Source organism: Dermacoccus sp. PE3 (genome assembly GCF_001021715.1).
Taxonomy (GTDB): Bacteria; Actinomycetota; Actinomycetes; order Actinomycetales; family Dermatophilaceae; genus Dermacoccus; species Dermacoccus abyssi.
In genome coordinates this window covers 37,449-56,779 of sequence record NZ_LDCM01000005.1, presented here as the reverse complement: position 1 = coordinate 56,779, position 19,331 = coordinate 37,449, and the positions used below count along the sequence as shown (strand labels likewise).

Genomic DNA, 19,331 nt, shown 5'->3' with positions numbered 1-19,331 from the left:
GGGGCGCTAACCACCCCGTCACAGCATGTTACTGAGTAGTGAAGATAGACGCGGCGAGGTCGACGACCGCTGCCGCGATGTGAGACTTCGGGGCGGGCCCGACGGTGACGACCTCGTCGGAGTCGGCTCGCAGCAGGTGGGCGGTCGACTCGTCCTGACCGAACGTGACGCCGTCGCCGACCTCGTTGGCCACGAGAACGTCGCACCCCTTGCGAGCGAGCTTGGCGCGGGCGTGGAACAGGACGTCGCCGTCGGCGTCGCCCGTCTCGGCGGCGAACCCGACGATGACGCGACGACGCGCCTCCGAGTCGGCCTTCGCGTCACGCTGCGCGACGGCTTCGGCGAGGATGTCGGGGTTGCGCACGAGTGTGATGACGGGCGCCGAGTCGTCGCCCGCGCCGTGCGTCTTCTTGATCTTCGACGTGGCCACCTCACTCGGGCGGAAATCGGCCACGGCGGCCGCCATGACGAGCAGGTCGGGCTCGGCCTCGAGCACCTTCTCGCGCATGGCCCGGGCACTCTCGACCATGACGACGTCGACGCGGGACGCAACGTCAGCGGGCGGCGTGACCGTCGTGACGAGGGTGACCTTGGCGCCCAGGTCGGCGGCAGCGGCTGCGATGGCGAAGCCCATCTTCCCGCTGCTGCGGTTGCCGAGGTAGCGCACGGGGTCGATGGCCTCACGCGTGCCGCCGGCGGTGACCAGCACGGTGCGCCCGGCCAAGGGCCCCTGTTCGCGGGCGACCGGAACCTTCTCGGCACCGTCACGGCGTGTACCGCTCGCGGCCGCAGCCAAAGCGGCTTCGTAGATGACGTCGGGGTCGGGCAGACGGCCGGGGCCGGTGTCGGCGCCCGTGAGTCGACCCGACGCGGGCTCGACGATCGTCACGCCGCGCTCACGCAGCGTGGCGACGTTGGCCTGCGTGGCCGGGTGAAGCCACATCTCGGTGTGCATGGCCGGAGCCATGACAACCGGGCAGCGCGCCGTGAGCAGCGTGTTCGTCAGCAGGTCGTTCGCCATGCCACACGCGGCCTTGGCGAGCAGGTCTGCCGTTGCCGGTGCCACGACGACGAGATCGGCGCTCTGGCCGAGCTTGACGTGCGGCACCGCGTGCACGTTCTCGAAGACACCCGTCTGCACCGGCTTGCCCGAGAGCGCCTCCCACGTGGGAGCGCCGACGAATTCGAGTGCAGCAGAAGTGGGCACGACCGTGACGTCGTGCCCACTCTCCGTGAAAAGACGAAGGAGCAACGCCGCTTTGTAGCCGGCGATGCCCCCCGTCACACCGAGAACGATGCGCATCTCGCGAGACTCAGGCTTCGAGCTTCTCGATCGAGAGCAGACCCTCGTTCATCTCGCGCAGCGCGATGGACAGCGGCTTGTCGTTGGGCTGGGCCTCGACGAGCGGACCGACGTTGTCGAGCAGGCCGTCAGCGAGCTGGCTGTAGTAGCCGTTGATCTGACGCGCGCGCTTCGAGGCGTACGTCACGAGCGCGTACTTGCTGTCCGCGATCTCGAGGAGGTCGTCGATGGGCGGGTTCGTGATGCCGATGGGCTCGGCCTTGGTGCCGGACACAATCACTCGTTTCGTCGTCAGTTTTCGGGGGTTCTCATCAATGATACGAGTTCTTCGGCTGCACGCCGAACGTCGTCGTTGACGATGACGTGGTCGAACTCGGATTTCGCGGCCAGTTCGACCTTCGCGGTCTGGAGGCGTCGCTCGCGTTCCTCCTCGGTCTCGGTGCCGCGCCCGACGAGCCGGCGCACCAGCTCGTCCCAGCTCGGAGGCTCGAGGAAGACGAAGAACGCGTCGGGCGCGTTCTGCTTGACCTGGCGCGCACCCTGGAGGTCGATCTCGAGCAGCGGCAGCTTGCCCTCGGCCATCGCCTCCTCGACGGGGGCCTTCGGCGTGCCGTACGAGGCACGACCGTGGACGATGGCGTGTTCGAGGAAGCCGTCCTCGCGCGCCGTCCGGGCGAACTCCTCGTCGCTGAGGAAGCGGTAGTGGACTCCGTCGATCTCACCCGGGCGTGGCGGGCGCGTCGTCGCGGAGACCGAGAGCCACACCTCCGGGTAGTGCTCGCGGATGTAGGCGGCGACGGTGCCCTTGCCGACCGCGGTGGGGCCGGCCAGGACGACGAGGCGTCCACTCATCGAGGATTCCTTCCACGGCGAACTGGTGCGAGACGCCCGCGAGGGCGTGTCGCTCATCCTTTCACAGGCCGACAGTTGGCCGCCCGGCCCCTGTTCAGGCCGAGCGACTCACGCCAAGCGAGCCACACTCTCGCGCGTGCGCTCCACAGCCTCGATGAGCGAGCTGACGTCCGGGCCGGCCTTGAGCACGTCGCGCGACGTCGTCGGGATGACGCGCTCGACGGAGGCGCCGAAGACTTCCTTGATCGTCTCGACCGTGCCGCCCTGCGCGCCGAAGCCCGGCGCGAGGACCGGCGCGTTCGACGCAGCGAGCGCGTCGCGCAGGCCGAGGTCGTCGAGCGCCGAGCCGATCGTGGCGCCCATGACGAAGCCGACGTGGCCCCACTCCCCCCGGCCGGCAGCCTCGGCGTTGTCGCGGGTTGCCGCAGCGACGATGTCGCCCGCGACGCTGCCGCCGGGCGTACTCGCGTGCTGGACGCCTGCGCCCTCCGCGTTCGAGGTGAGCGCGAGCACGAACACGCCGCGTCCGGTGTCCCGCGCGAGGTCGAGCGCCGGGCGCAGCGACTCGTACCCGAGGTACGGGCTGAGCGTGATCGCGTCGGCCGGCTCGGGCGCGTCCTTGCCGAGAAACGCCTCCCCGTAGGCCGTCATCGTCGTGCCGATGTCGCCGCGCTTCACGTCGAGCACGACAAGCGTGCCTGCTTCGCGCAGTTCCTTCGTCACGCGCTCGAGCAGTGCCACACCGCGCGAGCCGAACACCTCGAAGAAGGCTGACTGCGGCTTGACGGAGGCGACGCGTCCGCCGAACGCCTCGACGCACGTCAGCGCGAACCGCTCGACACCCTCGTAGCTGTAGGGCAGCCCCCACCCCTCGACGAGGCCACGGTGGGGGTCGATGCCGACGCAGGCCGGGCCGAAGCGCTCGTGCGCGGCCTTCAGTCGAGCACCGAAACCGGCTTCGGGTGACGTGGTGGTCATGGCGGTTCTCCTGGTCGAACGGTCGGCGTCAGCGGTGCGCGACGGCGGTCATGGCAGACGGGGGCATGAAGAGCTCTGAGCAGTGGCGGCGCAGTGCGTCGAGGGTCGTGACGCCGGCGCGTGGGTCGCGGATGAGCGCGGTTCCCATCTGCACCGCGCTCGCTCCCGCTGCGAGGGCTGCGACGACGTCCTCAGCCCGCGCGATGCCGCCCCCGGCCACGATCGGCGCGCTCGGGAGTCGGCCGGCGATCATCGCGGCCTTGAGTTCGAAGACGGCGCCGAGCGTCATGGGCAGCAGTGCCGGCCCGGCCATCGTCGCCGCGCCGCGCGTGCGGGGTCTCAGCGTCGTCGGGTCGATGCTCGTCGCTGCCGGCGGGTGACCGACGACGATGACGTCGACACCCGACTTCAGTGCGGCGCGGGCCAACTCGACGACATCCGTGCCCAACGTGAGCTTGGCGAAGAGGAGCAGGTTGCGTGGGAGGTGTTCGCGCACACGGGCGACGACCTTCGTCACGGCGTACTCGTCACGCGCGAAGGGGCGCCCGCTGTTCGCCTCGTTCGGCACGGACAGGTTCATCTCGACACCGAGCAGACCGCGCGCTGCGGTGCGACGACGCACGGCCGCAGCAGCCTCGGCGAAGTCGCCGCTCGTGTCCCCCGCGATCGACGCGACGACCGGCGTCTCGCCGCAGATCTCCCACGGCAGCCGCGTGGCGCTCAAGGCGTTGGCACCGATGTTCGGCACGTCGTGTGGGTGCACGACTCCCGAGGGTGTCTCGACGATGACGCGACGTTCGCTACTCTCGCGAGCTTCACTCGTCAGCGTCGGCGTGACGAGGGCCCCGAACCCGCCGAGTCCACCCCAGCGCACGAGTTCGTGCCCGAACCCGCCACAGCCGGACGCCGCGAGAAGCGGCGAGGCGAGGCGGTGGTTGCCGAGCGTGACCGACACGTCGATGTCCTCGGGAGGCGTGTTCGTCTGCGGCTCAGCGCCCTTCGGCGTCTGCGGACTCATCGCTGCTCTAACAGGTCGTGCCAGACGACGCGGTCACCGGGCAGCACCGGGCCCTCGCTGCAGCATCGAACACTGCGAACGTCGCCGGACGCCCCGGCGACCGGCACGATGCACGCACCGCACAGGCCGGTGCCGCACGGCATGGGCACGTCGAACGCACCCTGCAGCACTGCCCCTCGACCCTGGGAGGCCGCCGTCATCGCCGCAAGAGCCGACACGTCGCCGGCGGCGTACACCACCGGTGCGTCACTTACTCGGAGCGCGGCATCGAGCGCGACCTGCACGAGGTATTCGAGCGACGTCACGCCCCCCGCTTCCGGCACCACGGTGACGACGTCACCCACGAGACGGCGTGCTTCGATGACACCGAGCAGGTGACGGTCGTCGCGACCGCCGATGACGACGCGCGGCACCTGGCTCCCCGCTCGACGCAGTTCGGTGATGAGCCACACGAGCGACGCCGCGCTGGCACCGACGCCCGCGACGACCGCACGCACCGGCTGCGACGGCAGCGGGAAGCCACGCCCGAGCGGGCCGAGGATGCTCACCTCGTCGTGGAGGCGTCGCCCGGCGAGCCAGGCACTGGCCTCGTCGGCGTCGGGGTCGATGACGACCTCGACGGTGCCGCCGAACGTTCCCGTGGGAGTGACGGCCCGCAGCGGCAGCGCGCGTCGGGTGATGATCGCCGACGCCTCGTCACCGATCGCCACCGAAACGAGCTGTCCCGGCCGCGCCGCCTCGGCGATGCCGGGCGCGACGAAGGTGTGCGCGACGAAGGCACCGACGCGTCGCGTCGCGATGAGCTCACCCGTGACGGAGACGACGCCGTCGGCGTTCGACGGCGACGCCTGCGCGTCCGGTGTCGTGCGTGCGTTCAGGGCGGGCCTCAGCGCGCCGCGAACAGGTTGAGGTCGGCCGCGTGCTCCTGCAGCGACTTCACCGAGAACTCGCCCTGCATGCCGGCCTCGATGGCCTGCACGGCTGCGGCGAGCTCCTGAACCGTCGTGATGACGGGCGCGTTCATCGACGTTCCCGCCGCGCGGATCGCGTAACCGTCGGCGCGCGCGTCCTGGCCGGACGGCGTGTTGACGATCATGCCGACCTCGCCGTCGAGGATGCGCTGAACGATTGTCTTCTCGCCGTCCTCGCCCTGACCCTGCGAGTGCTTGCGCACCGTGGTCGAGGCGATGCCGTTGCGGCGCAGCACGTCCGACGTTCCGCTCGTCGCGAGCACCGTGAAGCCGAGGTCGACGAGGCGCTTGACGGGGAACAACATGGCGCGCTTGTCGCGGTTGGCGCACGAAACGAAGATGTTGCCCGAGCGCGGCAGCCCCTGGCCCGAACCGAGCATCGCCTTGGCGAACGAGGTGGCGAAGTCGGCGTCGATGCCCATGACCTCACCGGTGGAGCGCATCTCCGGGCCGAGGAGTGAGTCGACGACCTCTCCCTCGGCGGTGCGAAAGCGCTGGAACGGCAGCACGGCCTCCTTGACCGAGACCGGAGCGTCGAGGGGCAGGTGCGAACCGTCCCCGGTGGGCGGCAGCATGCCCTCGGCGCGCAGGTCGGCGATCGAGGAGCCGAGCATGACGCGGGCGGCGGCCTTGGCGAGCGGCACGGACGTTGCCTTGGCGACGAACGGCACCGTACGGCTGGCGCGCGGGTTGGCCTCGAGAACGTAGAGCACGTCCTGAGCGAGCGCGAACTGCACGTTCATGAGGCCGCGCACACCGATGCCCTCGGCGAGGGCGAGCGTCGAGGCGCGAACGCGGTCGAGCTCCTCGGTGCCGAGCGTTGCCGGCGGCAGGACGCAGGCCGAGTCACCGGAGTGGATGCCGGCCTCCTCGACGTGCTCCATGATGCCGCCGAGGTACATCTCCTTGCCGTCGTAGAGGCAGTCGACGTCGATCTCGATAGCTTCGTCGAGGAAGCGGTCGACGAGCACGGGGTGCTCGGGCGACGCCGTCGTCGCACGCGTGACATACCCACGCAGCGTGTCGTCGTCGTAGACGATCTCCATGCCGCGGCCACCGAGCACGTAGCTCGGGCGCACGAGCACCGGGAAGCCGATCTCACGGGCCACCTCGACGGCCTCGTCGGCCGAGTAGGCGATGCCGTGGCGCGGCGCGGGCAGGTTCGCCTCGGCGAGCACGCGGCCGAACGCTCCGCGGTCCTCGGCCAGGTCGATGGCCTCGGGAGACGTGCCGACGATCGGCACGCCCTCGGCCTTGAGGGCGCGCGCCAGGCCGAGCGGCGTCTGGCCACCGAGCTGGACGATGACGCCCGCGAGCGGACCGGCCTCACGCTCGGCGTGGACGACCTCGAGCACGTCCTCGAGCGTCAGCGGCTCGAAGTAGAGGCGCGAGCTCGTGTCGTAGTCGGTGGAGACCGTCTCGGGGTTGCAGTTGACCATGACGGTGTCGAAGCTGGCGTCACGCAGCGCGAACGAGGCGTGCACGCACGAGTAGTCGAACTCGATGCCCTGACCGATGCGGTTGGGGCCCGAGCCGAGGATGATGACGGCGGGCTTCTCGCGCGGCAGCACCTCGCTCTCCTCGTCGTAGGAGGAGTAGTAGTACGGCGTCTGCGCAGCGAACTCGGCTGCACAGGTGTCGACCGTCTTGTAGACCGGGCGCACACCGAGCGCGTGGCGGACGCCGCGCACGACGTCCTCCTTCATGTCCGTCAGCTGTGCGAGCTGGGCGTCGGAGAAGCCGTGCTTCTTCGCCAGGCGCAGCAGTTCCGGCGTCAGCTGGGGTGCGCGCGAGATCTCCTCGGCCACCTCGTTGATGAGCTGCAGCTGGTCGAGGAACCACGGGTCGATCTTCGTGGCCTCGTGCACCTCTTCGACGCTGAGGCCGCCACGCAGCGCCTGCTGGACGAGCAGGATGCGGCCGTCGGTCGGGCGCTTGGCCTGCTCGAGCAGCTCGCGCGCCATCTCGGGCGTCGGCAGGTCGTCGGCGCGCCAGTGGAACTGCGCCTCCTTGCGCTCGATGGAACGCAGCGCCTTCTGCAGCGCCTCGGTGAAGTTGCGGCCCAGCGCCATGGCCTCGCCGACCGACTTCATCGTCGTCGTGAGGGTCGGGTCGGCGGCCGGGAACTTCTCGAACGCGAAGCGCGGCACCTTGACGACGATGTAGTCGAGCGTCGGCTCGAAGCTCGCCGGCGTCTCGGCCGTGATGTCGTTCGGCACCTCGTCGAGGGTGTAGCCGATGGCCATCTTCGCCGCGATCTTGGCGATCGGGAAGCCGGTGGCCTTCGACGCGAGCGCCGACGAACGCGAGACGCGCGGGTTCATCTCGATGACGATCATGCGGCCGTCGGCCGGGTTGATGGCGAACTGGATGTTGCAGCCGCCGGTGTCGACGCCGACCTCGCGGATGACGGCGATGCCGACGTCACGCATGCGCTGGTACTCGCGGTCGGTGAGCGTCAGCGACGGGGCCACGGTGATGGAGTCACCGGTGTGAACACCCATGGGGTCGAAGTTCTCGATGGAACAGACAACAACGACATTGTCGACGTTGTCCCTCATCACCTCGAGCTCGTACTCCTTCCACCCGAGGATCGACTCCTCAAGGAGCACCTCGGTGGTCGGGCTGGCCTGCAGGCCCGCGCCGGCCATGCGGCGCAGGTCGGTCTCGTCGTAAGCGAAGCCGGAGCCGAGGCCACCCATGGTGAACGAGGGACGCACGACGACCGGGTAGCCGAGCTCCTCGGCGCCGGCGAGCACGTCGTCCATGGAGTGGCAGATGTAGGAACGGGCCGACTCGGCGCCACAGCGCTCGACAACGCCCTTGAACTTCTCGCGGTCCTCGCCGAGCTCGATGGCTTCGACGTTGGCGCCGATGAGCGGGCAGCCGTACTTCTCGAGCACGCCGTCCTTGTGCAGCGCGATGGCCGTGTTGAGCGCCGTCTGACCACCGAGGGTGGCGAGGACGGCGTCCGGGCGCTCCTTCTCGATGATGGAGGCGACGATCTCGGGCGTGATCGGCTCGACGTAGGTGACGTCTGCGGTCTCCGGGTCGGTCATGATCGTCGCCGGGTTGGAGTTGACGAGGATGACGCGAAGGCCCTCCTCTCGCAGCACGCGGCAGGCCTGCGTACCCGAGTAGTCGAACTCCGCGGCCTGGCCGATGACGATCGGGCCGGAGCCGATGACGAGGACGCTCTTGATGTCGGTGTTCTTGGGCATCAGGCGCTCACCTTCGCGTCGTTTTGGTCGCTCATCATGGCGACGAAGCGGTCGAACAGGTAGGCCGCGTCGTGCGGCCCGGCTGCGGCCTCCGGGTGGTACTGCACCGAGAAGGCGGGGATGTCGAGGCAGCGAAGCCCCTCGACGACGTCGTCGTTGAGGCACACGTGCGAGACCTCGACGCGCCCGAAGTTCGTGCCGTGCTCGGCGTCCGCAGGGGCGTTGGTGTGCCCCTCGATGGGTGCGTCGACGGCGAAGCCGTGGTTCTGGGCGGTGATCTCGACGGTGCCGCTCTCCTTGTCGAGCACGGGCACGTTGATGCCGCGGTGGCCGTACTTCAGCTTGTACGTGCCGAAGCCGAGGGCGCGTCCGAGCAGCTGGTTGCCGAAGCAGATGCCGAAGTACGGAATGCCGGCGCCGAGTACGTCACGCAGGAGGCCGACCTGAGGCGCGGTGGCCGGGTCGCCCGGGCCGTTCGAGAAGAAGACACCGTCGGGGTTGATCGCCTGCACCTCCTCGAGCGTCGCCGTGGCCGGCATGACGTGCACCTCGATGCCGCGCTCGCTCATCATGCGCGGGGTGTTCGACTTGATGCCGAGGTCGACCGCGGCCACGGTGAACTTCTTCTCGCCCTGGGCCGGGACGACGTAGGTCTCCTTCGTCGCGACCTCGGAGGCGAGCTCGCTGCCCTCCATCGTCGGCGCGTTCTTCACGGCCGCGAGGAGTTCGGAGTCCAGCTTGTCCGCGTCCGCGCCGGAGAAGACGCCAACACGCATGGCGCCGCGCTCGCGCAGGTGACGCGTGAGGGCGCGCGTGTCGATCTCGCAGATCCCGACGATGCCCTGCTCGACGAGGTCGTCCTCGAGCGTGCGCACGCTGCGCCAGTTCGACGGGCGGATGGCGGGGTCGCGCACGACGTAACCGGCCACCCAGATGCGGCGCGACTCCTCGTCCTCGTCGTTCATGCCGGTGTTGCCGACGTGCGGCGCCGTCATGACGACGACCTGCTTGTGATAGCTCGGGTCGGTCAGCGTCTCCTGGTAGCCGGACATCCCGGTTGAGAAGACGGCCTCACCGAACGTCGTACCCTCGGCGCCGTAGCTGCGACCGCGGAAGACGCGCCCGTCCTCGAGGACGAGCACGGCGTCGGAACGCCGGGCGAGAACGCCGGTCTGATCGTTCGTGTTCACTGGTGAACCTCTCCGTTGGCGAAGGTGCGGCGTCCGCGCAGGAACGTCGCGGCGACGGCGCCCTTGAGCGTGTGTCCGTGCCAGGGGTTGTTGCGGGAAAGCGACTTCGATTCCTCGCGGTCGACGACGTTCGTCACCGCGGGATCGAAGAGGGTGATGTTCGCGGGGGCACCGGCCACGAGGCCGCCGCCCTGCGACGTCAGGCGGGCGATGCGCGCCGGCCGCGCTGAGGTGGCCTCGGCAACCTGCGCCCACGTCATGCGGCCCGGTTCGACCATCGTCGTGTGGAGCACCGCGAGCGCCTGCTCGAGCCCGAGCATGCCGAACGCGGCGTCGGCGAAGGCATGCTCCTTGTCGTGGCGGGCGTGCGGGGCGTGGTCGGTGGCGACGGCGTCGATCGTGCCGTCGGCGAGCGCCTCGCGCACGGCCTCGATGTCCTCCGCGGGACGCAGCGGCGGGTTGACCTTGAACACCGGGTCGTACCCGGCGAGCAGGTCGGTCTCGAGCATGAGGTGGTGCGGCGTGACCTCCGCGGTGACGTCGATGCCGAGCGACTTGGCCCAGCGCAGCACCTCGACGGTGCCCGCGGTGGAGGCGTGCGCGATGTGCACGCGGCTGCCCGTGTGACGGGCCAGCATCACGTCGCGCGCGACGATGACCTCCTCGGCGACACCCGGCCAGCCGGGCAACCCGAGGCGCCCGGAGACCTCGCCCTCGTGGCAGCACGCGGAGCCGTCGGCGAGCAACGGATCCTGGGCGTGCTGGCTGACGACGCCGTCGAACGCCTTGACGTACTCGAGAGCGCGGCGCATGAGGCGGGCGTCGTGGACGCACTTGCCGTCGTCGGAGAACACGCGCACCTGGGCGCGGCTGCGCGCCATGAGACCGAGCTCGGCGAGCTCCTCACCGGCGAGGCTCTTCGTCACGGCACCGACGGGGTGGACGTCGACGAGACCGACGCGCTCCCCCAGTTCGGCGATCCGCTCGGCGGCCTCCGCGGTGTCGGTGACGGGGTTCGTGTTGGCCATCGCGAAGACGGCCGTGAAGCCACCGGCTGCGGCGGCGGCCGATCCGGTGCGGATCGTCTCGGCGTCCTCACGGCCCGGCTCCCGCAGGTGCGTGTGCAGGTCGACGAGGCCGGGAAGAGCGACGAGGCCGTCGGCGTCGACGCGCTCAATGCCGGACGGAACATCGAGCCCCGTACCGATCTCGGCGATACGCCCGTCGCGCACGAGGATGTCGGCGGCCCCGCTGCCGACGACGTCGGCGCCGGTGATGAGGTAGTCGGTCGTGCTGGCCATCAGGCGCCGGCTCCTTCGTTCGAGGCGAGCAGGTGGTAGAGAACGCTCATGCGCACGGCGACACCGGCGCTGACCTGGTCGAGCACCTTGGAACGCGCTTCGTCGGCGGCGTCGGGGCTGATCTCGAGGCCACGGTTCATGGGCCCCGGATGGCAGATGACGGCGTGCGCCGGCAGGAGGCCGAGGCGGTCGCGCGTGAGTCCGTAGCCGACCGTGTACTCGCGGGGCGTCGGGAAGTAGCCGCCCGACATCCGCTCACGCTGCACGCGCAGCATCATGACGGCGTCGGCGTGCGGGAGCACGGCGTCGAGGTCGTAGCTCGTCTCGAATCCGTCGGCCCCAGCCCACGAAGCGATACCGCTGGGCATGAGCGTCGGCGGCGCGACGAGCGTGACGTGCGCGCCGAGCGTCTTGAGCAGGATGAGGTTCGAACGCACAACACGGCTGTGCGTCAGATCGCCGACGATGACGACGTGCTTGCCCTCGAGCGTGCCGAGCTGCGCCTGCATCGTGTAGGCGTCGAGCAAAGCTTGTGTCGGGTGCTCGTGGGTACCGTCACCGGCGTTGACCACCATGCAGTCGACCCACTGGCTCACCTGCAGCGGAGCGCCGGAGCGCATATGGCGGATGACGAGACCGTCGACGCCCATGGCGGCGACCGTGAGCACGGTGTCGCGCAGCGACTCGCCCTTGCTCACGCTCGAGCCCTTGGCGCTGACGTTGATGACGTCGGCCGAGAGCCACTTGCCCGCGATCTCGAAGGAACTGCGGGTGCGGGTCGAGTCCTCGAAGAAGAGATTGACGACGGTGCGTCCGCGCAGGGCGGGCAGCTTCTTGACCTCGCGGTTCTGCACGTCGTGCATCGCACCTGCGGTCTCGAGGATCTGCCCGGCCATGTCACGGCTCAGGTCGGCCGCCGAGAGAAGGTGCTTCATGCGTCACTCCTTGCGGCGGAACCCGAGATGCGAACCTCGTCGGCGCCGTCGATCTCGGTGATGGAAACCCGCACGTGCTCGCTCGTGGCGGTCGGCAGGTTCTTGCCCACGTGGTCGGCACGGATCGGAAGTTCGCGGTGCCCGCGGTCGACGAGGACGGCGAGGCGCACGGCCTTCGGACGGCCCAGATCGCCGAGGGCGTCGAGAGCGGCGCGGACCGTGCGTCCGGAGAAGAGCACGTCGTCGACGAGGACGACGGTGCGCTCGTCGATGCCACTGGCGGGGATGTCGCTGTGGTGGGCTACGCGAGCCGGGTTCTTGCGCAGATCGTCGCGGTACATCGTGACGTCGAGCGTCCCGACGGGGATGTCGACGCCTTCGACGGCCTTGAGGGCGTCACCGAGGCGGCGGGCGAGGTGCGCTCCGCGCGTCGGGATGCCGAGGAGGACGAGATCGTCGGCGCCCTTGTTGCGTTCGAGGATCTCGTGGGAGATGCGGCGCAGAGCTCGCGCGATCTCGGGAGCCGACAGCACCACCCTCCCCACATCGGGCGGTGAACCGGCCGCCTCGCGGCCCGATTCGGTGTCGGCGGGGTGCCCGTTCCCGGGTACGCCCATGTCGTCGCGCGTCATGCGCAGGCCTCCTTCGCCGCCTCGCGGGACGGATCGTTAAAGGATGATTCCGCGCCCGAGTTTACATGCCCTTCCTCTGGCAGCATGACGCCCGTGACCGACCCGAGCGACACCCCAGCCCGCAGGCTCGAACGCAGCGGCGCTCGCCTCCTCCAGCAGGTCGCGAGCTGATCGGACGTCGAAGCGCCCGCAACCCCTCCATGGGGTGCGGGCGCTTCGGCGGAACTGCAGTCGGCGAGTTTCAGTCGACGAGCGAGGACTTGACCTCGGAGAGCTTCGTCAACAGGCCGCCGATGAACTGCGGCGAGTTGTCGGTCGACAGCTCGGTGGCGAGGTTCTTCGCCTCGGAGACGGCGACGCCGTCCGGAACGTCCTCGACGTAGAGCACCTCGTACGCCGAGACGCGCAGCAGGGCGCGGTCGACGGCCGGCATGCGCTCGAGCGACCAGCCCTTGGCGTAGGTCTCGAGCGCCTCGTTGATGGATCGCCAGTTGTCGACGACACCACGCACGAGCACGGCGGTGTACTCCGGCAGCGGCGCCGGGGTCACGGGGGCGAGGACGCGCTCGTCGAGCAGGTCACGGGCGTTGACGCCGCGCTGTTCGGCTTCGAAGAGCAGGTCGAGGGCGCGCTTGCGCGCCTTGGTGCGAGCGCCCATGAATCAGTTGACGCGGCCCAGGTAGGAACCGTCACGCGTGTCGACCTTGACCTTGGTGCCCTGCTCGAGGAACAGCGGGACCTGGATCTCGGCGCCGGTCTCCAGCGTTGCAGGCTTCGTGCCACCGGTGGAGCGGTCGCCCTGCAGGCCCGGCTCGGTGTGCGTGATCTCGAGGACGACGGAGGCCGGCAGCTCGACGTAGAGGACGGTGCCCTCGTTCGTCGCGACGATCGCTTCCTGGTTCTCGAGGAGGAAGTTCGCCGCGTCACCGACGGTCTCCGCGGGGATGTTGATCTGGTCGTACGTCTTCGTGTCCATGAAGACGTAGTCGCCGCCGTCCTGGTACAGGTACTGCATGTCGGAGCGGTCGACGTTGGCGGTCTCGACCTTGACGCCTGCGTTGAAGGTCTTGTCGACGATCTTGCCCGAGAGGACGTTCTTGAGCTTCGTGCGGACGAAGGCGGGGCCCTTGCCCGGCTTCACGTGCTGGAACTCGACGACGGACCACAGCCCGTTGTCGATCTTGAGAACCATGCCGTTCTTGAGGTCGTTCGTGCTCGCCACGGATTTCCGCCTTCGTTGCTCGCGCGGCACGGGCCTGGCCCGGTCTGCCACGTCACGTCGTCGCTGTGATGCCACCCAGGAGGCGGCGAACAGCGCTTGTCGTTGCTGAATCTGTCGTTGTCACCCGCACGAGACGCACGGGCATCCCCGTCATTCTAGGGGGCGCGGCGCACCGGCCCGAATCGCGTACGCGCGCAACCCCGGATCAGGCACGGCCGGGGTGATGCGTTTCACGCGTCGGTGTGCTCAGATGGGGGCCATGAAGTGGTCTCGAATCGCCGCCTCCCTGCCTTTCGTCGCAACGGCCGGTGTGGCCGCGCGTGACCTCACGCAGAAGGACCATTCGCTCCTGCGCAACTTCCCCGTCCTGGGTCACGCCCGCTACGGCCTGGAGTTGATCGGCCCGGAGTTGCGCCAGTACATCGTCGCGAGCAACGACGAGGAGCGTCCGTTCAGCCGCGATCAGCGCGCCTGGATCTACCGCTCCGCAAAGGGCGTCAACAACTACGCCGGCTTCGGCACCGACAATGACATGGAGACGCTGCAGGGTTACCCGATCATCAAGCACCGCACCTTCGCGCGGTCGATGGCGGCCGAGACGGAGGATCACGCCATCCCTTGCGCGAAGGTCCTGGGCGGCGCCCGCCGGCGCGCCAAGGCGTTCCGCCCCCGTTCCGTCGTCAACGTCTCGGCGATGAGTTTTGGCTCGCTGTCTGGCAACGCCATCATGGCGATCAACGCCGGCGTGCACCTTGCGGGCGCGATGCACAACACGGGCGAGGGCGGCCTGTCCACCTATCACCGTCAGGGCGGCGAGCTCATTCTCCAAATCGGCACCGGCTACTTCGGGTGCCGTGACGAGAACGGCGAGTTCGACCTCGAGCGTCTCGTGGCCGTCGTCGAGTCGGCGCCGGTCAAGGCGATCGAGATCAAGCTCTCCCAAGGCGCCAAGCCCGGCCTCGGTGGCGTCCTGCCCGGCACGAAGGTGACGAAGGAGATCGCGGAGATCCGAGGTGTCGTCGAGGGCAAGACGGTCGTCTCCCCCAGCCGTCACACCGCGTTCCACGACGAGGACTCGATGCTCGACTTCGTCGAGCGCATCGCGACGAGGACGGGTCTGCCGGTCGGCATCAAGTCCGCTGTCGGCGAGATGGCCTTCTGGCACCGTCTCGCGGACCTCATGTCGAGCACCGACGGTCCCCGCCGGGGAGTCGACTTCATCACGATCGACGGCGGTGAGGGCGGCACGGGTGCCGCGCCCATCGTCTTCTCCGACTCCGTCGCTCTCCCCTGGGCCGTCGGGTTCTCGCGCGTCTACAAGACCTTCTACGAGGCCGGGTTGAGCGACGACGTCGTGTTCATCGCCTCCGGCAAGCTCGGCCTCCCGTTGACGGCGACGCAGGCCTTCGCCATGGGCGCCGACATGATCAACGTGGCGCGTGAGGCGATGCTGGCCATCGGGTGTCTGCAGACGCAGAAGTGCCACGAGGACACATGCCCCACCGGTGTGGCCACGCAGAACAAGTGGCTCGCTCACGGCCTCGACCCGCAGCAGAAGAAGCACCGCATGGCGAACTACGTCCTGGCCCTGCGCAAGGACCTGCTCAAGATCAGCGACGCGATCGGTGTGGCACATCCGGCCCTCATCGGCCCGGAGGACCTCGAACTCATGGACGGTGTGCGCCGCGGCGTAGCGCTCGACGAGGTCTTCGGCTACCCGGAGGGTTACGGACGCCTCGGGCTCGACCTCGCAGCCGAGATCGAGCGCATCATGGTCGAGGGCGATTTCGTGCACCTCGGCGGTGAGAACGAGGACAACCGGGAGACTGCTGCCACCGAGCAGCCCACGCGCTAACGGCTCTCCCACGAACGCCGACAAGGGCCGGGGCCCTCACCGCTCGGTGGGCCTCCGGCCTTCGTCGTCGCGGTCAGGTGCTCGTCAGGGGTGCGGACGGCTTCGTCGCAACGACGAGTGCGGCCTCACTGGCGAAGTTCAGCAGCCCGTCGTGTGCCTCAGTCGCCGCGAGACGGACGAAGTGCTCCTGCACCGCACGCCGCACGTCCGGCGTCTGAGCGAGGTAGCGTGCGCCAGCGGCCGCCACGCCCGAAGAGATCCCGGCCCACCGATCGTCGGGGCTCACGCGCCACCGCCACGTCGTCCGGTCCTTCACCACAACGGACAGACCGGCAGCTCGCGTGATGTCCGCCAGACCTTCCGGGCTCCGCTCGAAGTCGAGATGCTCGGGCAGCTGGGCAGACGGCGGCGATGTCGCGTCGGCGGCCTCGAAGGCAGCGCCGACGAGGTCGGCCCATCCGGCGCCGGCGCGCGTCCAGATCGTCACAGCCAGCCGTCCGCCGGGCCGTACCACCCGGGCCGCCTCTGCCAACGCCGCGCGTGGATCGGCGACGTGGTTGACGACGAAGTTCGCCACGACGGCGTCGACACCGGTGGAGGTTAACGGCAGGTTCGGCAACGCCGCGCGCACCACCCGGGCCGCCTCGGCCGGAGCGTCCATGGCGTCGCCTGTCATCGACGCCATGTCCGCTTCGGGATCGAGAGCGATAACCAGCCAACTGCGCCCAGCGGCGGCTCGAGCCACCGTTCCCGTGCCGGAGCCGACATCGAGCAGAACCGCCGAACGCCGCTCCATGGCCGGGGCGACGTGGTCGAGCAGTGTGGGCACGGGCCCGACGCAGAGCGTCGCAAAGGATCTGCGGTAGCCCTCACTGACGTTCGACCAGGTGCAAGCGCTCGTCACGGCGTCGGCTCGCGGCGGGCTCAGGCGGTGACGGCGTCGAAGGCCGCGCGCAGCTCGTCGCGGCTGGGCCCTTCGAGGCGATGCGTGTCGCCGATGGCGTGCAGCACGACGAAGCGCAGCAGGTTTCCTCGGGTCTTCTTGTCGCGCCCCATTACGGTGAGCATCTCGTCGAAGTCGCCCCCGCTGTACGTGGTCGGCAGTCCCAGTGCTGTGACAACGGCGCGCTGGCGCGCCACCGAAGCGTCATCGAGAACGCCCGCAGCGCGAGCCAGTTCGGCCGCGAACAGGCACCCCACCGCGACGGCGTCGCCGTGACGCCAGGTGTAGTTCTCGCGCTGCTCGATGGCGTGGGCGAACGTGTGGCCGTAGTTGAGGATCTCGCGCAGGCTCGACTCCTTGAGGTCGGCTGCGACGACATCGGCCTTGACCTGCACTGCTCGCTCGACGAGCTCGGTCAGCGCCGCGCCACGCACGTCGAGTGCCGTTTCGGGAGAGGCCTCGACGATGTCGAGGATGCGCTCGTCGCGGATGAACCCGCACTTGACGACCTCCGCGAGGCCGGCTGCGACGTCGCGTGCCGGCAGTGTCTCGACGGTCTCGAGGTCAGCGACGACGGCGAGCGGCTCGTGGAAAGCGCCCACGAGATTCTTGCCCTCCGCGATGTTGATGCCGGTCTTGCCGCCGACCGCGGCGTCGACCATGGCGAGCACCGTCGTCGGCACCTGAACGACGCCGACACCCCTTAGCCAGGACGCAGCCACCCAGCCCGCGAGGTCGGTCACCGCTCCCCCGCCGACACCGACGACCACGTCGGTCCGCGTGAATCCGGCCCGAGCCATGACGCCCCACAGGTGCGCGCTGACCTCGACGGTCTTTGCGGCCTCGCCGTCGGGCACGGCCTCACGCAGCACCTCGATCCCGCGCGCGGTGAGATCAGCGGCGACGCGCTCGGCCACCGCGGCCACGGCGGCCTGTTCGATGACGAGCACGCGGGCGGCGGTGTCCGGCACCGCAGCCGCGGCGCGCTCGAGGACGCCGCGTCCGATCGTCACGTCGTAACGACCGGCAACGGAGATGACGCTCATGTGGGGCTCCCTGACGTGGTGCGGTCGGAGGCGTCGCTCGGCGCGGCGCGAACGGGCACCGACGACGGCAGCGGCCGCTTTCCGCCGGTCGATGTGGCCCGTTCGTACCCTGCCTCGATGAGGGCTTCGATGATGCGGGTGGCGGACGCGCCGGTCGTGCCACGTGAGGTGTCGACCTCGACGGTGCCGACTTCGGCATACAGGTGGCGGCGCTCGGCGTAGATGCGGCGCCAGGTCTCCAGACCACCGCCCGCCAACACGGGACGCGACGTGTCCCCGCGGATGCGGAATCCGGCGTTTCGCTCGTCCACCGTCAGGGAGACGACGACGTGATCGGCCAGCGCCTCTCGTGTCAAGGGGTCGAGCACCGCCCCGCCGCCGAGGGCCAGAACTCCGTCGAACGACTCGAGTTCGCCGAGGATCACCTCACGCTCGAGGTCACGGAAGGCCTGCTCACCGTCGGACGCGAAGATATCCGAGATGGGTCGTCCCGCGCGCTCGACGATGACGTGATCGCTGTCGCGCAGTTCCACGCCCCACCGGGCGGCGAGACTGCGACCGACGGACGTCTTGCCGGACGCCATCGGCCCGACGAGCACAGCCCGCGGTCGACGGCGCGGCGGCGTCACGTCCGTCACTCCCACGTCGTGAGGAGCTCAGGGATGTTCGCCAGGTAGCTCTCGTAGTTGCGGCGCGTCTCGGCGACGCTGTCGCCACCGAACTTCTCGACGCAGGCCTCGGCCAGGACGAGGGCGACCATGGCCTCGGCCACAACGCCGGCAGCCGGCACCGCGCACACGTCGGAGCGCTGGTGGATGGCCGTTGCGGCCTCACCGGTGGCGAGATCGACCGTGGCCAGGGCGCGCGGCACCGTCGAGATGGGCTTCATCGCGGCACGAACCCGCAGCACGTCACCGGTGGACATGCCACCCTCGGTGCCACCGGCACGGTTCGTGCGACGGCGGATGACGCCGTCGGTGCGCTCCATCTCGTCGTGGGCCTCGGAACCACGACGGCGCGCGGTGGTGAAGCCGTCACCGACCTCGACTCCCTTGATGGCCTGGATGCCCATGAGGGCACCCGCGAGACGCGAGTCGAGGCGGCGGTCCCAGTGAACGTGCGAACCGAGGCCGGGCGGGAGGTTGTACGCGCAGACCTCGACGACGCCGCCGAGGGTGTCGCCCGACTTCTTCGCCGAGTCGATCTCCGCGACCATCGCCGCGGAACCGTCCTCGTCGAGGGTGCGCACCGGGTCGGCGTCGAGGCGGGCCACGTCATCGGGGCCGGGCAACGGAGCGTCATCGCTGACGGCCGCCGTGCCGACCGCAACGGTGTGGCTGACGAGGCGAATGCCGTAGGCCTGCTCGAGGAAGCGCGCTGCGATCTCGCCGAGGGCGACGCGGGCCGCCGTCTCACGGGCCGAGGCGCGCTCGAGCACGGGGCGGGCGTCGTCGAAGCCGTACTTCTGCATGCCCACGAGGTCCGCGTGCCCGGGGCGCGGACGCGTGAGCGGCCGGTTGCGGGCGATCTCCTTCTCGGCGTTGACATCGTTGGACGCCGCGTAGGCCTCGGCCTCGACGGGGTCGGGAGCCATGACGGTCTCCCACTTGGGCCATTCGCTGTTGCCGATCTGCAGGGCGAGCGGAGAACCCAGCGACACCCCGTGGCGCAGGCCGCCGATGAACGTCACGACGTCCTGCTCGAACTTCATGCGCGCGCCGCGCCCGTAGCCGAGGCGGCGGCGGGCAAGGGCGTCGGCGATGTTCTGGCTCGTGACCTCGACACCGGCCGGAAGGCCCTCGATGACGCCCATGAGGGACGGGCCGTGCGACTCACCTGCGGTCAACCAACGAAGCATGCCGGT

General features: G+C 69.6%; 18 protein-coding genes. 1 reads left to right on the top strand and 17 read right to left on the bottom strand.

The genetic code is table 11. The features are described from left to right. Positions 1–28: 28 nt before the first annotated feature. From coaBC to efp, 13 genes are all read right to left on the bottom strand, one after another. Positions 29–1,303 carry a bifunctional phosphopantothenoylcysteine decarboxylase/phosphopantothenate--cysteine ligase CoaBC gene (coaBC, locus tag AA983_RS12850; RefSeq protein WP_047312699.1) on the bottom strand — a complete coding sequence of 425 codons (1,275 nt, stop codon included), beginning with the start codon at positions 1,301–1,303 and terminating at the stop codon, positions 29–31. Positions 1,304–1,313: 10 nt separating this feature from the next. Then, positions 1,314–1,577 (bottom strand): DNA-directed RNA polymerase subunit omega, encoded by a 264-nt coding sequence (rpoZ, locus tag AA983_RS12845; protein ID WP_047312698.1) that lies wholly within the window; start codon positions 1,575–1,577, stop codon positions 1,314–1,316. A 17-nt stretch (positions 1,578–1,594) separates the two neighbouring features. Next, positions 1,595–2,155 (bottom strand): guanylate kinase, encoded by a 561-nt coding sequence (gene gmk / locus AA983_RS12840; protein ID WP_047312697.1) that lies wholly within the window; start codon positions 2,153–2,155, stop codon positions 1,595–1,597. A 108-nt stretch (positions 2,156–2,263) separates the two neighbouring features. After that, entirely contained in the window at positions 2,264–3,133 is an 870-nt protein-coding gene (pyrF, locus tag AA983_RS12835; protein ID WP_047312696.1) for an orotidine-5'-phosphate decarboxylase, read from the bottom strand. 28 nt (positions 3,134–3,161) lie between these two features. Continuing rightward, positions 3,162–4,151: a nitronate monooxygenase gene (locus AA983_RS12830; protein ID WP_052947136.1), complete on the bottom strand. Its 990-nt coding sequence runs from the start codon at positions 4,149–4,151 to the stop codon at positions 3,162–3,164. After that, entirely contained in the window at positions 4,148–4,861 is a 714-nt protein-coding gene (locus AA983_RS12825) for a hypothetical protein (RefSeq protein WP_231579608.1), read from the bottom strand. The genes AA983_RS12830 and AA983_RS12825 overlap by 4 nt, the downstream gene beginning before the upstream one ends. 176 nt (positions 4,862–5,037) lie before the next feature. Then, positions 5,038–8,343, bottom strand: a complete 3,306-nt coding sequence (gene carB / locus AA983_RS12820; protein ID WP_047312695.1) for a carbamoyl-phosphate synthase large subunit — start codon at positions 8,341–8,343, stop codon at positions 5,038–5,040. After that, positions 8,343–9,533: a glutamine-hydrolyzing carbamoyl-phosphate synthase small subunit gene (gene carA, locus AA983_RS12815; protein WP_047312694.1), complete on the bottom strand. Its 1,191-nt coding sequence runs from the start codon at positions 9,531–9,533 to the stop codon at positions 8,343–8,345. Before carA ends, carB begins: the two co-directional genes overlap by 1 nt. Continuing rightward, complete coding sequence (locus tag AA983_RS12810; protein WP_047312693.1) at positions 9,530–10,834, bottom strand: dihydroorotase; 1,305 nt, start codon at positions 10,832–10,834, stop codon at positions 9,530–9,532. Before AA983_RS12810 ends, carA begins: the two co-directional genes overlap by 4 nt. After that, positions 10,834–11,769 carry an aspartate carbamoyltransferase catalytic subunit gene (locus AA983_RS12805; RefSeq protein WP_047312692.1) on the bottom strand — a complete coding sequence of 312 codons (936 nt, stop codon included), beginning with the start codon at positions 11,767–11,769 and terminating at the stop codon, positions 10,834–10,836. The genes AA983_RS12810 and AA983_RS12805 overlap by 1 nt, the downstream gene beginning before the upstream one ends. Continuing rightward, positions 11,766–12,401, bottom strand: a complete 636-nt coding sequence (gene pyrR / locus AA983_RS12800) for a bifunctional pyr operon transcriptional regulator/uracil phosphoribosyltransferase PyrR (protein ID WP_082128920.1) — start codon at positions 12,399–12,401, stop codon at positions 11,766–11,768. Before pyrR ends, AA983_RS12805 begins: the two co-directional genes overlap by 4 nt. 241 nt (positions 12,402–12,642) lie before the next feature. Then, positions 12,643–13,059: a transcription antitermination factor NusB gene (gene nusB, locus AA983_RS12795; RefSeq protein WP_047312691.1), complete on the bottom strand. Its 417-nt coding sequence runs from the start codon at positions 13,057–13,059 to the stop codon at positions 12,643–12,645. Positions 13,060–13,062: 3 nt separating this feature from the next. Beyond that, positions 13,063–13,623: an elongation factor P gene (gene efp, locus AA983_RS12790; protein WP_047312690.1), complete on the bottom strand. Its 561-nt coding sequence runs from the start codon at positions 13,621–13,623 to the stop codon at positions 13,063–13,065. A 259-nt stretch (positions 13,624–13,882) separates the two neighbouring features. Between efp and AA983_RS12785 the strand changes: the two genes are divergently transcribed. Further along, positions 13,883–15,478 carry an FMN-binding glutamate synthase family protein gene (locus AA983_RS12785; protein WP_047312689.1) on the top strand — a complete coding sequence of 532 codons (1,596 nt, stop codon included), beginning with the start codon at positions 13,883–13,885 and terminating at the stop codon, positions 15,476–15,478. 73 nt (positions 15,479–15,551) lie between these two features. Here AA983_RS12785 and AA983_RS12780 read toward each other — a convergent pair whose 3' ends face one another. The 4 genes from AA983_RS12780 to aroC all read right to left on the bottom strand — a co-directional run bounded on the left by AA983_RS12780 (position 15,552) and on the right by aroC (position 19,325). Next, the gene (locus AA983_RS12780) at positions 15,552–16,307 is read right to left on the bottom strand and encodes a class I SAM-dependent methyltransferase (RefSeq protein WP_156170418.1); all 756 of its coding nucleotides are present in this window, start codon (positions 16,305–16,307) and stop codon (positions 15,552–15,554) included. Positions 16,308–16,402: 95 nt separating this feature from the next. After that, a complete protein-coding gene (gene aroB / locus AA983_RS12775; protein ID WP_047312688.1) occupies positions 16,403–17,467 on the bottom strand; it encodes a 3-dehydroquinate synthase in 1,065 nt (354 codons plus the stop codon). After that, positions 17,464–18,111: a shikimate kinase gene (locus AA983_RS12770; RefSeq protein ID WP_129663283.1), complete on the bottom strand. Its 648-nt coding sequence runs from the start codon at positions 18,109–18,111 to the stop codon at positions 17,464–17,466. The genes aroB and AA983_RS12770 overlap by 4 nt, the downstream gene beginning before the upstream one ends. Further along, positions 18,102–19,325, bottom strand: coding sequence for a chorismate synthase (gene aroC, locus AA983_RS12765; protein WP_047312862.1), 1,224 nt, complete (start codon positions 19,323–19,325; stop codon positions 18,102–18,104). The genes AA983_RS12770 and aroC overlap by 10 nt, the downstream gene beginning before the upstream one ends. Between the last annotated feature and the right edge of the window lie 6 nt (positions 19,326–19,331).

What these genes read in the sequence shown, in the direction of transcription:
- coaBC (WP_047312699.1), bottom strand. Translation starts at nt 1,303, where the DNA reads ATGCGCATCGTTCTCGGTGTGACGGGGGGCATCGCCGGCTACAAAGCG.
- gmk (WP_047312697.1), bottom strand. Translation starts at nt 2,155, where the DNA reads ATGAGTGGACGCCTCGTCGTCCTGGCCGGCCCCACCGCGGTCGGCAAG.
- pyrF (WP_047312696.1), bottom strand. Translation starts at nt 3,133, where the DNA reads ATGACCACCACGTCACCCGAAGCCGGTTTCGGTGCTCGACTGAAGGCC.
- AA983_RS12830 (WP_052947136.1), bottom strand. Translation starts at nt 4,151, where the DNA reads ATGAGTCCGCAGACGCCGAAGGGCGCTGAGCCGCAGACGAACACGCCT.
- carB (WP_047312695.1), bottom strand. Translation starts at nt 8,343, where the DNA reads ATGCCCAAGAACACCGACATCAAGAGCGTCCTCGTCATCGGCTCCGGC.
- AA983_RS12810 (WP_047312693.1), bottom strand. Translation starts at nt 10,834, where the DNA reads ATGGCCAGCACGACCGACTACCTCATCACCGGCGCCGACGTCGTCGGC.
- AA983_RS12805 (WP_047312692.1), bottom strand. Translation starts at nt 11,769, where the DNA reads ATGAAGCACCTTCTCTCGGCGGCCGACCTGAGCCGTGACATGGCCGGG.
- pyrR (WP_082128920.1), bottom strand. Translation starts at nt 12,401, where the DNA reads ATGACGCGCGACGACATGGGCGTACCCGGGAACGGGCACCCCGCCGAC.
- nusB (WP_047312691.1), bottom strand. Translation starts at nt 13,059, where the DNA reads ATGGGCGCTCGCACCAAGGCGCGCAAGCGCGCCCTCGACCTGCTCTTC.
- AA983_RS12785 (WP_047312689.1), top strand. Translation starts at nt 13,883, where the DNA reads ATGAAGTGGTCTCGAATCGCCGCCTCCCTGCCTTTCGTCGCAACGGCC.
- aroB (WP_047312688.1), bottom strand. Translation starts at nt 17,467, where the DNA reads ATGAGCGTCATCTCCGTTGCCGGTCGTTACGACGTGACGATCGGACGC.
- aroC (WP_047312862.1), bottom strand. Translation starts at nt 19,325, where the DNA reads ATGCTTCGTTGGTTGACCGCAGGTGAGTCGCACGGCCCGTCCCTCATG.